Genomic DNA, 14,199 nt, shown 5'->3' with positions numbered 1-14,199 from the left:
TCGGGGTGCAATCGACAGCCTTGCTGATGCTCTGGCCCCAGGAACAACCGCGCCTGGAGTTGTGGCTGTGGAGTGCGGTGCTGCCACTGTGCTGGGCGTTGCTCCTGGCGGTGCGTGTGTTGGTGTGGCAGATCGAACCGTTCAACCGCAAGGTGTATCTGCGCACCCTGGAGGCCGCCATGCAGCGTTGGTGGCAACGGCGTTCTCTCGGTTTACCGGTGCTGGACGTGTTGTTGCTGGGGCCTGCGGGTGACATGCAAGAAGATTACCTGAACTTGATGAAAGGCATCTCATCACCCTTGGCGATACCCGGCGCCACACAGCCCATGTTGCGTTGCCCGTTGTCGTTGGGTGTGATCACCGAGCGCACCCCAGCCTTGGCCCGACACCTGGCCCGCTTGACCCTGGCGCTCCCTGGGCTAGTCGAGTGCGGGCCTCATCTGCGGGCGATTGCCTGGGTGGGGGATGAGAGCAGCCAGGCTGCTTTCGTTGAGGTGCTGGCCCGAGCGGGAGTGGTGTTGCCCGAGGCCCGTTTGTCATTACAGAACCTGACTGATCTGGACGATTTGATCGATACCTTCCACCGCGATTGCCGTGGCGAGGACGACTGGCTGTTGTGTGCCGGCGTGGTGTCGGTGGACGGCGCTGAAGAGAACGAGGTGCCCGGTGAAGCTGCTTTTCTCTGGCGGGTAAGTCGACAGGGTCGGCAGTTGTTACATCGGGGTGAATATCAAGCAGGTGAGCCGCCTGCCGAACTCTGTACGCAGTTGCAGCGTTACGCCGGATTGAAAACGCCTCCGGCCACCTGCCTGGCGTTGGATAAAGCCAGCCAGGAAGCATTTGTTGCGGGCGGTTGGTCGGCGGTCGAGCATCAACTGACGGGACAATGGGGTGTGCTGGCGCATCTTGCTCCGTTTATCGGTATGTCCCTGGCATTGCTGCAAGCGGGGGAGGCTGGTCAGCCATGTGGTTGGCTGAGTCAGGATGGGAACAAACGATTGGCGATTGGAGTGGCGGTGCCTCATGGCAACAATTAAGGACGTGGGTAAGGGCTCGTTGGTTCGCGTGGGGTTGGGTTACCTGCTGATCATGACGCTGCTAGTGCTGCTCGGTGGCCTGTTGTACAGCTTGTGCGGCGGCTATTTGGGTTGGCCGAAACTTCCGCTCAAACAGTTGGTGCTGTGGAGCTTGGGCGTGTGGTTCGCGCTTTGCTGGTTCTGCCCGGTCATTCTGCTAGCCTGGGATCGCTTGGCGGCTCGCCAGGCGCTGAGAGTCGTGGGGCCGGATGCCGAAGCGCCGATCTCACCATTGAGTCCAGTACCCTCATCCCCAGACGCGTTAGCGGTAGGAGAGCTGCGTGATCACCTGCGCGAGTGCTACGGTTTCTTCTGGCGCCGCAAGGTTCGCCTGCTACTGGTCGTCGGCGAACCCGCCGAAATCGAAGCCATCGCCCCGACTCTAGCGGAACAGCGCTGGCTGGAAGGCCAAGGCACCGTCCTATTATGGGGCGGCAGTGCCCAGTCGACGCTGGAGCAGTCATTCCCTCAGCAGTGGGCTGGTCTAAGCCGTTGGCGTGCATTGGACGGGGTGGTCTGGGCACTGAACAACACCCAGGCCGCCGATGATGCCGCGATGGGCGCGGGCGTGCGCCAGTTGCAGCGTCTGGCCGGTGGTCTGAACTGGCAGTTGCCGTTGTACCTGTGGCAGGTCTGCGACAGTGCCTGGTCGCAGGACACCCGCAAGGCACGACCGGTAGGCTGCTTGTTGCCGGCACGCTTTGATGCGCAAGTGTTGCAAGGTCGTTTGAATAGTTTGCTGGAGCCTTTGCGTCGCGAAGGCCTGGCGCAGATCAACAATATGATGGGCCATGACTTCCTGCTGCGCCTGTCCCGCGACTTGCAGGCCGAGGGCATTGCCCGTTGGCGTCACACGCTGGCACCGCTGGCGGGTGAGTTTGCCCGTGGCGTGCCGTTGCGCGGGTTGTGGTTCAGCCTGCCGGTACCGCGCACGAAGCAAGTGGAACATATCTGGTCGGCAGCCCCGGTATGGCGTGGCGTACTTGATGATAAAACCACCAGCGGCAGTCGACTGGGCTGGAGCGTTCCACGCGTCAGTTATGCACTGGTACTGGTGCTGGCTGCGTTGTGGGGGGCAGGCTTGTTGCTGTCGTTTGTCAGTAACCGTGTGCAGATTGCCCACGTGCAAACTTCGTTGGCGGCGTTGCAACAGCCGGGAAACAGCGACGAGCAACTGAGCGCGTTCAACGATCTGGTGCGCGAGCTGGCACGTCTGGATTACCGCGCCAAACACGGCATGCCCTGGTACCAGCGCTTTGGCCTGAATCAAAATCAAGCCCTGCTCGATGCCCTGTGGCCACGTTATGTCGACGCCAACAACCGCTTGATACGTGGCCCGGCAGCGGCCAATTTGCAGCGCCAGCTCAACGCCTTGATCAGTCTGCCCCCGGGCAGCGAGCAACGGGCTGAGCGGGCCCAGGGCGCCTACGAGCAATTGAAGGCGTACCTGATGATGGCGCGCCCGCAAAAAGCTGACGCGACCTTCCTGACCAAAGCCTTGACCAACGCCGAGCCATCACGCGCCGGGATATCTCCGGGCCTCTGGCAAGGCCTGTCGCCCACCCTGTGGCGGTTCTATGGCGAGCACCTGGCAGCGCATCCGGACTGGGCCATCAAGGCTGACCCGACGCTGGTGGCACTGTCCCGACAAGTGCTGCTCGGCCAATTGGGCCAGCGCAATGCCGAAACCACCCTGTACCAGCAGGTCCTCGACCTGGCAGCTAACCAATATCCTGAGTTGGGTGTGCAAGGCATGGTCGGTGAAACCGACGCCCTGGCGTTGTTCTACACCGAATCCAGCGTGCCGGGGGTGTTCACCCGCCAGGCCTGGGAAGGCCAGGTACGCCAGGCCATTGACGATATCGCCGAGGCGCGCCGCGAGGAAATCGATTGGGTACTCAGCGACAACCAGACCGACATCGCCACCGAACTGACCCCAAGTGTGCTCAAGGAACGCCTCACTGAGCGCTACTTTCAGGACTACGCCAACGCCTGGCTGGATTTTCTCAACAGTTTGCGCTGGCATCAGGCCAACAGCCTGCCTGATGTGATCGACCAGTTGACCCTGATGACCGATGTGCGTCAGTCGCCGCTCATTGCCCTGATGAACACCTTGGCCTATCAAGGGCAGGCCGGCACTCGCAGCCAGGCGCTGGCCGACTCGCTGATCAAGTCCGCACAAAAGCTGATCGACCAGGACAAGGTGCCAGTGATCGACCAGCAAACCCAGATGCCACGCAGCCCGCTGGATGCCACTTTTGGGCCGTTGCTGACGCTGCTGGGCAAAGCCCCCGAGGGCAAGGCCGATAACGACCGGTTGAGCCTGCAAGCGTTCCTCACCCGGGTCACGCGGGTGCGTTTGAAACTGCAGCAAGTAAGCAATGCACCCGACCCGCAGGAAATGACTCAGGCTCTGGCGCAGACGGTTTTTCAGGGCAAGAGCGTGGACCTGACTGACACCCAGTCTTACGGTAGCCTGATTGCTGCCAGCCTGGGCGCGGAGTGGAGTGGGGTCGGCCATACGCTCTTTGTGCAGCCGTTGGATCAAGCCTGGCAGCGGGTTTTGCAACCCTCTGCGGCTGGGCTCAACAATCAGTGGCAGCGGGCAATTGTTACGGACTGGCAAGGCGCCTTCGCCGGCCGCTACCCGTTTGCTGACACCGCCAGTGACTCCTCGCTGCCGATGCTGGGGCAGATGATCCGCGCCGACTCCGGGCGCATCGAGCAGTTTTTGCAGCGCCAACTGAGCGGTGTGCTACGCAAGGAAGGCAGCCGTTGGGTAGCCGACCCTCGTCATAGTCAGGGCTTGCGCTTCAACCCGCAGTTCCTGGCGGCGATCAACCAGCTCAGTCACTTGGCTGACGTGATCTACACCGACGGCGGCATGGGCCTGAGCTTTGAGCTGCAAGGCAAACCGGTGCGCGATGTGGTGCAAACCACCTTTATTCTCAACGGTGTGCAACATCAGTACTTCAACCAGAAAGAGCTCTGGCAACGTTTCAGTTGGCCGGGACGTGGTGACCATCCGGGCGCCAGCCTGAGTTGGACCAGCATCCATACCGGCGAGCGTTTGTTCGGTGACTACCAGGGCACTTGGGGCCTGATTCGCTTGCTGGAAAAAGCGCGAATAACCCCCTTGGACGACGGCGATAGCCGCTACCGCTTGGTCCTCAAGGCCCCCGATGGCCTGAATCTCACCTGGAACCTGCGCACCGAGCTGGGCGCGGGTCCGTTGGCCTTGCTCAACTTTCGCAACTTCACGCTGCCGTCGCAGATTTTTCTCAACGAAGGTGCCGCAGAAGTGCCCTATGCGCAAAACGGGAGTTTTGAATGAGCCTGCGCACCCTGATCACACACTGCTTGGGTGAGCGCGATGCCTTGGCCCTCGGCCGCGACCAGGCCGAACGCTGGCAGCCGTGGCTTCTGCCCATCAGTGCGGACTCACCCGTAGGCGAAGATCCAGGCTATGACGATGACTTCCAGCGCATGCGCGAAGAGGTCAACAAACTGTCCGGGGCGGATGCCGAGCGGGTGGTTCAACTGGCCGAGAAGCTGCTTACTCACACCAGCAAGGACCTGCGGGTGGGGACTTATTACCTGTGGGCGCGTTTGCAAAAGGACGGTGAGGCCGGGTTAGCTGACGGGCTGACCTTGTTGGCCGCGCTAGTGGAGCGTTATGCCGCCCAAGTTCTGCCGACGCGGCCCAACAGCCGCAAGATGGCGTTGGAATGGTTGGCCAGCAGTAAGGTGCTGGACAGCCTGTCGCTATACCCCGAGGTGGTGCGCAGCGAGGCCGAGCGCACGGTCGCGGCCCTGGCCTGGCTGGAGCGCGGGCTTGAGGCGTGGCCGCAGGACCAGCGTCCGGCCCTTGGGGCGCTGTACGGCGCATTATCCGCCCGGTTGACCCAGTCCGGTGGGGTGGATGCACTGGTGCCGCAGCACAGTGTCAGTCATGAGTCGAACGTGCAGACGGCGGCGCCGACCGCCACGGCCATCAAGTCCGGGCGCGACCTGCTGGACAACGGTCGGGCGTTGGCGGGGTATTTGCGCGAACAGCCCCAGGGCTGGCTGGCGGCCCATCGACTGATGAAGAGTTTGCGTTGGGACACGGTACACCAGGCACCGCCTGAGGAAGCCAGCGGTAATACGCGTCTGGCGTCACCTCGTGGCGATTATCGGGCACAACTCAAACGCCTGTACCTGCAACAGAGTTGGGCTGAATTGCTCGATCAGGTCGAGCGGGTGTACGCCGAGGGGGTGAATCATTTCTGGCTGGATCTGCAGTGGTACCTGTACCAGGCGCTGAGTAAACAACCGGCGCCACAAGACAGCTGGGCCGATATCGTCAAGCGTGATCTGGGGATGTTTCTCGAACGTCTGCCGGGCTTGGAACTGTTGCACTGGAACGACGGTACGCCCTTCGCCGATGAGACTACCCGCGACTGGATCACCCAACACGTCAGTGGTAATCGTGCCCAGCAATGGCTACCGGCACCGAAGGCGGTACTGACCACGGGAGACGCTGACATCCTGGCGCTGGAGGGCGAAGCCCTGGTCCAGGCCGACAGCGACGGCGTGGAAGTGGCGCTCGCCTGGTTGGCATCCCGGCCTGGAATACAAACCGGGCGTCAGCGCTGGCTGCTGCGCCTGCTGATGGCGCGGGTAGCCGAGCAATATGGCAAAAGCGATCTGGCCCTGCACCTGCTGGGGGAGTTGGACGCTACCGCGCAGCACCACGCCCTGGCGGTGTGGGAACCAGAGCTGAACTTTGAGGTTAAGGCTCGCCTGCTCAAGCTGTTGCGCATGAAAGCACAGCGCAACGATGCGGACAAACCCACCCTGGCCCGGCGTACCGAGGCGCTATTGGCAGGACTAGTAGCGATTGACCCGGTACGCGCTGCAGTGCTTTGCGGTTAACCCTTATTCATCTGGAATCTTTCTGTGAGCTTGGACAATTTAACACTGCGCTACTTCGATGCCGAGATGCGTTACTTGCGCGAAGCCGGCAAGGAGTTCGCCGAAGCGTTCCCGGATCGGGCGGCTCAGCTCAACCTGGATAAACCGGGCGCGCAAGACCCGTATGTGGAGCGTCTGTTCGAGGGCTTTGCCTTCTTGATGGGGCGCCTGCGCGAGAAGCTCGACGATGACTTGCCGGAGCTGACCGAGGGTCTGGTCAGCCTGCTGTGGCCGCATTACCTGCGCACCATCCCTTCATTGTCGGTCGTCGAGTTGGTGCCTGAGCTGGCGCAGATGAAACGCAGCGAGGCCATCGCCACGGGTTTTGAGATCCTCTCCCAACCCATCGGCCCGCAACGCACACGCTGCCGTTACACCACCACCCAGGACCTAATGTTGCAACCGTTGGCCCTGGAGTCGGTACGACTGGCTTACGAGCCAGACGGTCGTTCTCTGCTGCGCCTGCGTTTTGCCTGCGGGGCGTTGAGCGACTGGAGCCAGATCGACCTCAGTCGCCTGCCGCTGTACCTGAATGCCGACGCACCGCTGGCCAGTGCTTTGCACCAGGCACTGACCCTGAACACGCAGGCGTTGTACGTACGCTTGTCGGGGCAGGAGCGCCAGGCGCTGGACGGTCATTTTGCGCCCAAGGGGTTCGCCGATGAAGATCGCCTGTGGCCCAAGGGCGATAGCGCGTTCAGCGGTTATCAGTTGCTGCTGGAGTACTTCACCTTTCGTGAAAAATTCATGTTTGTGACCCTTTGTGGTCTGGAACAACTGAACCTCACCGTCGGTACACCCTGGTTCGAATTGGATGTGGTGCTGCGCGAGGCATGGCCGCACGAATTTAGTGTGAGCAGCGAACACATTCGCCTACATGCCGTGCCGGTCATCAACTTGTTCCCGCTGGAGGCCGACCCGCTGACCCTGGCGCCGTTGCAAACCGACTACCTGTTGCGGCCTATGCGCTTGCAGGACGGCCACACAGAAATTTATTCGGTCGACCAGGTGACCTCCTCAAAAAACGCGGTGCGCCAGGACTATGTCCCGTTCACCAGCTTTCGCCACAAGGGCGGCATGCTGCGCGACGAGGCTCCTGAGCGTTATTTCCATACACGGTTGAAGCGTTCGGCCAACGGCTTGCACGACACCTGGCTGATCCTGGGCGGTGACGGCTTCGACAAGGATCGGTTGCAGGGCAGCGAAAGCCTTTCCCTGCGCTTGACCGGCACCAATGGGCTATTACCGCGCAAGGCCCTGCAAAGCACCTTGCTCGACACCCTGGTGCAATCGACTCAGACCGGCCTGCGGGTGCACAACCTGTGTGCGCCGAGTTTGCCGCAGTACCCACCGAACCGCGACCGCTTTCATTGGCGCGTGCTCAGCCATCTGGGTTCGAACTTCCTGCCGATGCTCGACAGCGCCGAGGTGCTGCGCGGCACCCTGGCGTTGTACGACTGGACCGGCAGCGAGCTGAATCGCCGGCGCCTGGAGGCGATTGTCGACGTTCGCCATCATCTGGTACAGCGTTTTGAGAAAGGTTTTCTGCTACGCGGGGTGGATATCGAAATCACCCTGGATGCCAATGGCTTTTCAGGGGAAGGCGACATCAGCCTGTTTGGCGAGATGCTCCATCGCTTCTTTGGCCTGTATGCCGACATTCATTTGTTCAACCAGCTCACGCTGATCCTGCAACCTACTGGAAAGTGCCTGCGATGGAACGAGAACCACAGTCAGCGTATTCCCGGCTGAAAGCCGCTGGTTTACTGCAAGCGCTGGACGGGCGGGTCGCTGAGGCCAGCCTCTACCGTTTCTGTCAGTTGCTGGAACAGGCGTTGCCCAATCACCCGCCCTTGGGTAGCACCGCGCACCCGGCGGATGACCCTGTGCGCTTTCGGCCGGACCCTGGTATGGGTTTTCCTGCGGGAGAACTGAAGGCCATCGAAACCGACGAGGACCATCCCGAACGTCCGGCGACGGTACGCACCCGTCTGCTGGGCCTGTACGGCGTCGACTCACCGATGCCGACGAGCTTCCTGGACGACATCGCCCAGCGCCGCGAAGGCCATGAGGCGCTGGAGGCGTTCCTGGATATTTTTAACCACCGGATATTTACCCAGTTCTATCGCATCTGGCGTAAGTACTCCTACCCTGCGACGTTTGAGGCGGGCGGCAGCGATGCGACGTCGCAATGCCTGCTGGGGCTGATCGGCCTGGGGATTCCTGGCACCGCCCAGCAGATCGCCACGCCGATCTCGCGCTTCCTGGCGCTGCTCAGCGTGATGCGCCTGCCGACGCGCAACGCCGAAGGCATCAGCGCGCTGGTCAAGTTACTGGCACCCAACACCCAGCCCCGGGTGACGCCGCACTGGCCACAAAAAGTAGCCCTGGCGCAGCCGGCCAGCCTGTCGAAGCGTCACCCGGTGAGTTTGTCCCAGGGCACGCCGTTGGGCAGCGTCGGCTTTGATGCCAACAGTCAGTTGCACCTGGCGCTGTTCACCGAGGACCTGATTGAGGCGCGTGGCTGGTTGCCGGGCAGCCAGCTGCATAACGACTTGCTGGTGTTGCTGCGGGTCTACCTGGGCTGGCGTTGCACCGCAAAATTGCAGCTGTCGCTGCCGATACACAGCCTGCCCAAACCGGTGCTGGGCGGCGCGCCCGTGCTGCTGGGCATGACCGGCGTCCTGGGCCTGGGCAGCGAGGCCTGGCAGATCGGCGAACACGACACCATCACCATCAACCTGGGCCGATACCAAGGCCTGCACAGCACCCCCCAGTACAGAGAGGCACAGCATGTCGCGTACCGTTTTTAATCTATTGAAGGTGGCGCTGCTCGGTGCGTTATTGAGTGGGTGCGGGCTGACCCAGACCGTAACCGACGGCACCGCGTCCATGGCCAAGGCCATTTTCTACAAACAGGTAAAAGTCCTGCACCTGGATTTTACCGGCCGGGCAGCGATGAACACCGACGTGACGGACATGAGTGGTTTATCGGTGCCTACCGTGGTGCGGGTGTATCAGTTGCGCGACAACAAAGTCGTGGGCAAGACGACCTACGACAGCGTGCTGAGCGATGCTGACAACCTGCTGCGCGCTGACCTGTTGGACCAACGAGCGGTGGTGGTTAAACCCGCAGAGGGCGCACAGCTGGATGTGCCCATGCACAAAGACGCCCAGTTCGTGACCGTGGTGGCGTTGTTTCGCACCCCCGATACGCAGATGAACACCTGGCGCCTGACGCTGACCCGCGATGACCTGGACCCGGACCGGGCGCGGGTGATCGAACTGGGCAACAACCGCCTGACCCTGCAACCCCTGGAAAAGGACTAACCGTGAGCGAGCTGAACCCGTCGCTCTACGAGATGCTGTTGCAGAACTTCGACGGCGAGTTGGACCTGTACCGAGTGCGGGAAGAAGACCAGCACACCCTGTCGGTGCTGGACAATCTGCAACGCATCCTCAACAGCCGGGCGGGCTCGATCAGTCACCTACCGGATTACGGTTTGCCGGACATGGGCCTGATCCTGCAAGGACTGCCCGCCGCCGCACATGGGTTGATGGGCACGCTAACGAGCACCTTGCTCAAGTACGAGCCGCGCCTGGCAGCAGTGAATATCGAACTGCTGCCGCAGACCCAACCGGGCCATCTGGAGTACGCCCTGGACGCGCAACTGCAAGGCGGCGAGCGCGTGACCTTCGGTACGACCTTGGCGCCTGAGGGCAAGGTATTGGTGCGTCACCTGAAACGGCAGCACTACCTGCCCAAGCCGTAAACCTATAAGGAAAGGATGCTAGATGACGGCGTTATTTGAAATGCGTATTCGAGTCGGCGGTGACCCGCGTGACTTCGACGGGTTTACTGCGCTGGGTGACGAGATGGCCAAGCTGAGCCACCCGGCGTGTCCGGACGTCGACTGGGCCAAGGTCGAGCAGTTGTGCCTGACCTTGTTCCACAACAACGGCGCAGAGCTGCAAACTGCCGCCTCCTTTGCGCTGGCCCGCAGCCAACGCCACGGGCTGGAGGGCATGGCACAAGGGGTGGCATTGATTGAGGCGCTGTGTAACGAATGGTCACGCGTGTGGCCGCCCATGGCCTCCGTGCGCCTGGACATCTTGGCCTGGTTGTTTGCTCAATTGCAGCCGTTGCTGCGCAGCCTTCAAATAACGACGCAAGCGCTGCCCGTTCTGGAGCGCGTGGACAGTGAGCTGGAGCGGCTGGCCACGCAATTGAATCGCCACGGGCAAGTGCCGTTGGTCACGTTGCAGGCGCTGCGTCATCAGATCAGTGGGCTGATGCAGCGCCTGCAACGCAACGTATCTTCGGGCGAAATATTGCCGATATCGACGAGGGTTCCGCAGCCGGCCTTCGTGATGCCGGTGGTGGTCCTGCCAGTCCATCCTATGCCTGAGGTGCCGCCTGTGGTTTCGAAAACCCGCAAGCGGCGTATTGCCCTGTGGCTGTTTGCACTGGCCGCCACAGTCGCCCTGGCGTGCGGGTTTTGGTGGTGGAGTCAAATGGCAGGAAACGACCAACCGCAACAGGCCATGCCCACCCCGGTGCGCCTGGACAGCCTGTCGCTGTTCGATGCCGGCAGCACTGAACTCAAGCCCGGCTCGACCAAGGTGCTGATCAATGCCCTGGTCAACATCAAGGCCCAACCCGGTTGGCTGATCGTCATCGTCGGGCACACCGACACCACGGGTGACGCCGAGCAGAACCTGCAGCTTTCCTACGCCCGCGCCTCGGCAGTGCGCAACTGGATGCAGCGCATGAGCGACATCCCCAATAATTGCTTTACCGTCCAAGGCGCGGCAGGCAGTCAGCCGATTGCCAGCAATGACACCACGTCCGGGAGAGCGGCCAATCGTCGGGTGGATATCCAGTTGGTACCGCAAGTGGGCGTCTGCGCGTAGTCGGCTGTAGAGGTGGATACCTCCTTGGTTGATTGAGCATGCGTCCACGGGCTCGGGGCACTCTTGGGTATATTGCGGAATAGGGAAAGATCCTCATGTGCGGACGACACGGCGCAACGGCTGAATTCAGTTCACGATGCAGGTGTGAGTTTTGGGGACAAAAATGCGATTTTTTCGAAATTAATGCGACGGACTAACACGTATTCCGGTATGTAAACAAGGTGTGAAAATCATAGTATTTATTAACTTTTTACGATTTATTTTTGTTTTTGTTTAATTAAATCAAATAGTTGGAATTGGTGTTTACATTTTTAGTCGGCATAACGTCAGTAAGCGGGTGATGACGGCTATGTTCGCGCCGATCCTTGGCGCGGTGATCGGCGGTTTTTCCTATCGATGGCTGGGCAAGGAGGAGCCGGGCTGAAGTGAAGTGCATCAGCCCTGTCGATAAGGCAGGGCTGCCCGCGCCTCTTCGGCATACGCCACGACCCCCACCCGCTCGCGCTCGAGGAAACCCTCCACGGCGTTTTTCAATCCGGGATGACGCAGGTAATGCCACGAGCGTGTAATCACCGGCTCAAACCCGCGAATCAACTTGTGCTCGCCTTGGGCCCCCGCATCAAAGCGTTGCAGGCCGTGGGCGATGGCGTAGTCCATACCCTGATAGAAGCAGGTTTCGAAGTGCAGGCGGTCGAATTCCGCCAGGCAGCCCCAGTAGCGGCCGTAGAAGCTGCCACCACCGATCAGGCTGAAGGCCATGGCCACCGGGCGGGCACCTTGTTTGGCCAGGACCACGCGAATCGCTTCGGGCATGCGCTCGGCCAGCAGGCTGAAAAAGGCGCGGGTCAGGTAAGGGGCTTGGCGGCGGATCGCATAGGTATTGGCGTAGCAGGCGTAGACAAAATCCCACTGCGCCTCGCTCAGTTCATGCCCTTGCAACCACTCGAACTCGATGCCCTGCCCCGCCACTTGCTCACGCTCCTTGCGCATCTGTTTGCGCTTGCGTGAACTCAAGGCATCGAGGAAATCCTGGAAGTCGCGGTAGCCACGGTTCTGCCAGTGAAACTGACACCCCAGGCGCTGCAACCAACCCGGTTGTTGCGCCAGTGCAGCATCGGCCAGCGCGTCAGTGAAGTTGATGTGGGCACTGGAGAGCCCTTCGATTTCCAGGTAACCCGGCAGGCTTTTCAGCAGTTCAAAACCCTCCTCGGCATTCGCCGCCAACAGGCGTGGCCCGCTCACCGGGCTGAACGGCACAGCTGTCAGCAGCTTGGGATAGTAATCGATGCCGGCCCGCTCGCAGGCATCCGCCCACCCATGGTCGAACACGTACTCGCCATAGGAATGCCACTTACGATAACTGGGTAATGCTGCCACCAGCCGATCGCTGTCCCAATGCAGCAAATGCTCCGGCTGCCAGCCGGATTGCGGGCCCAGGCTGGCGCTGTCTTCCAGGGCACTCAGGAAGGCATGCCGCACGAAAGGCTGGGCGTCCGGCACCAGTGCATCCCAAATCTGCGGGGCGATTTCGGACAGGCTGTCCAGGCGTTGCAACGGCATGTGCATCCTCACTGATCGGGGGCGTGAAAGCCTCGCGAGTATCGCCTATCGCCGGTCCGAGCACACCCCCGAATCGCGCGACAAGGCTCTAAACCAATAGTTCCGACCCTAATTAATTTGTCATCTAGATGACATCGCTTAGCCACTTCGCCGTCATAAACGATCGTGATACTGACGCCTGTTTTTAGAGCGCCTGGTTCTAGCAGGTGGTTATTTTTCCGTCCCTCATCGGTCGGTTGTGTCCTGGATGGTTTGCCATCCCTCCTCACCTTCGGAGATTGATATGCGTCTTGCTTCCACTAAAACTGCGGCGGTCCTGTGCGGCGGCCTGTTGCTGGCCCTGAGCGTTCCGGCCAGCGCTGCAGTCGACGCTAAATTGCTCGACATGCTCAAGGCCAACGGCCAGATCACCGCTGCGCAGTACACTGAACTGCAAAGCGAATTGGCTAAAGACCAGAAAGAACAGCAGATCGCACGGCAAGCTCAACAAGAGACCAACGAACAGATCGCGGCCACCGCGAAGAAAACCAATGAGCTGAGCAGTTTTGACCAGAAACTGGCCTGGGCTGCCAAGACCCAGCTCAAGGGTGACGTGCGCTTCCGCCACGAAACCATCAAGATCGACGGCACCCCGAACAACGGCGGCAAGGACAAGGATCGTGAGCGCATCCGTGCTCGTCTGGGCGCCTACACCGAGATCAACTCGCAGGTCGACACCGGCATCCGTATCGCCACGGGTAGCAGTGACGACGCCCGTTCCACGAACCAGGACCTGGACGGCTACTTCAACAAGAAGTCGATCTGGCTGGACCTCGGCTACATCGACTACCACCCGGACCAGATCAAGAACCTGCACGTCATCGGCGGCAAAATGCTGCAGCCGTGGGTCAGCATGGGTGATGTGATCTGGGATAGCGATATCAACCCGGAAGGCCTGGCCCTGACTTACAAATACCCACTGGGCAGCAGCACCGAACTGTTCGGGAGCCTGGGTAACTACAACCTCAAGGACAACGTCAACGGCGACGGCGTGCAGTTTCGCAATGACCTGCGCATGACCGCCGGCCAGTTGGGGTCGCGCTTCACCCTGACCGACAACCTGAAACTGACACTGGGCGGCAGTGTTTATGCGTTCCAGAACGATGAGGACAGCCGCTGCCCGACCGCCGGCTCTAGCGCTTGCCTGACCCCAGCCGAAACGGTCGCCAATACCACAGCCGGCAATGCCAGCGAGTACCGCTTGTATGAAGGCTTCAGCCAAATCGATATCGGCGGCCTGGCTGTACCGTTGTCGTTCTATGGCCAGTACGTGCAAAACACCAAAGCCACGGATAAAGACAAGGACACTGCCTGGTTACTCGGTGCCAAGTCCAAAGTGTTCGGCTTCAACCTGGACTACAACTACCGCGACGTACAGCGTTATGCAGTGGTCGGCGCCCTCACCGACTCGGACTTCGCCGGCGGTTTCACCGGTGCACGCGGTCACAAGTTCAAAGTCGGCTACGACATCGACAAGAACTTCGCTATCGGCGCCACTTACTTCCTGACCAAAGCGGACTACGCCAGCGCCGCAGGCTACCGCGATGCCAACGCCAACACCCTGCAGTTGGACGCAGAAGCCAAGTTCTAAAGAAGCAGCTTTGAGCGGCAAGCGACAAGCTTCAAGGAGAAGCGCGTCACTTGCCGCTTTTCA

At 60.8% G+C, this 14,199-nt stretch carries 10 protein-coding genes; 9 read left to right on the top strand and 1 reads right to left on the bottom strand.

The annotated features are described in order from the left end of the window. Nucleotides 1–59: 59 nt before the first annotated feature. Genes AACY44_RS20005 through AACY44_RS19970 form a run of 8 tightly spaced genes read left to right on the top strand, consistent with a single transcriptional unit; the run spans nt 60 to nt 10,946 of the window. Nucleotides 60–1,037, top strand: a complete 978-nt coding sequence (locus tag AACY44_RS20005) for a hypothetical protein (RefSeq protein WP_339530932.1) — start codon at nt 60–62, stop codon at nt 1,035–1,037. Next, nucleotides 1,024–4,410, top strand: coding sequence for an ImcF-related family protein (locus AACY44_RS20000; RefSeq protein WP_339455427.1), 3,387 nt, complete (start codon nt 1,024–1,026; stop codon nt 4,408–4,410). The genes AACY44_RS20005 and AACY44_RS20000 overlap by 14 nt, the downstream gene beginning before the upstream one ends. After that, complete coding sequence (gene tssA / locus AACY44_RS19995) at nt 4,407–5,993, top strand: type VI secretion system protein TssA (RefSeq protein ID WP_339438408.1); 1,587 nt, start codon at nt 4,407–4,409, stop codon at nt 5,991–5,993. Before AACY44_RS20000 ends, tssA begins: the two co-directional genes overlap by 4 nt. Nucleotides 5,994–6,017: 24 nt before the next feature. Then, a complete protein-coding gene (gene tssF / locus AACY44_RS19990) occupies nt 6,018–7,784 on the top strand; it encodes a type VI secretion system baseplate subunit TssF (protein WP_339418701.1) in 1,767 nt (588 codons plus the stop codon). Further along, nucleotides 7,748–8,845 carry a type VI secretion system baseplate subunit TssG gene (tssG, locus tag AACY44_RS19985; protein ID WP_339493468.1) on the top strand — a complete coding sequence of 366 codons (1,098 nt, stop codon included), beginning with the start codon at nt 7,748–7,750 and terminating at the stop codon, nt 8,843–8,845. The genes tssF and tssG overlap by 37 nt, the downstream gene beginning before the upstream one ends. Then, entirely contained in the window at nt 8,826–9,362 is a 537-nt protein-coding gene (tssJ, locus tag AACY44_RS19980; protein ID WP_339418704.1) for a type VI secretion system lipoprotein TssJ, read from the top strand. Before tssG ends, tssJ begins: the two co-directional genes overlap by 20 nt. Nucleotides 9,363–9,364: 2 nt before the next feature. Next, a complete protein-coding gene (gene tssE / locus AACY44_RS19975; RefSeq protein WP_339418705.1) occupies nt 9,365–9,805 on the top strand; it encodes a type VI secretion system baseplate subunit TssE in 441 nt (146 codons plus the stop codon). Nucleotides 9,806–9,827: 22 nt separating this feature from the next. Then, complete coding sequence (locus tag AACY44_RS19970) at nt 9,828–10,946, top strand: OmpA family protein (RefSeq protein WP_339427947.1); 1,119 nt, start codon at nt 9,828–9,830, stop codon at nt 10,944–10,946. A gap of 435 nt (nt 10,947–11,381) precedes the next feature. Here the strand turns inward: AACY44_RS19970 and AACY44_RS19965 are convergent, their stop codons facing one another. After that, entirely contained in the window at nt 11,382–12,506 is a 1,125-nt protein-coding gene (locus AACY44_RS19965) for a GNAT family N-acetyltransferase (protein ID WP_339427946.1), read from the bottom strand. A gap of 283 nt (nt 12,507–12,789) precedes the next feature. Between AACY44_RS19965 and AACY44_RS19960 the strand changes: the two genes are divergently transcribed. Beyond that, entirely contained in the window at nt 12,790–14,136 is a 1,347-nt protein-coding gene (locus AACY44_RS19960; protein WP_339418711.1) for a putative porin, read from the top strand. The last annotated feature ends 63 nt before the right edge of the window (nt 14,137–14,199 follow it).

It is taken from the genome of Pseudomonas sp. RA_15y_Pfl1_P11, assembly GCF_963970975.1.
GTDB classification, from domain to species: domain Bacteria; phylum Pseudomonadota; class Gammaproteobacteria; order Pseudomonadales; family Pseudomonadaceae; genus Aquipseudomonas; species Aquipseudomonas tritici.
The sequence above is the reverse complement of the archived record's forward strand: the minus strand, read 5'-3'. Positions and strand labels throughout refer to the sequence as shown.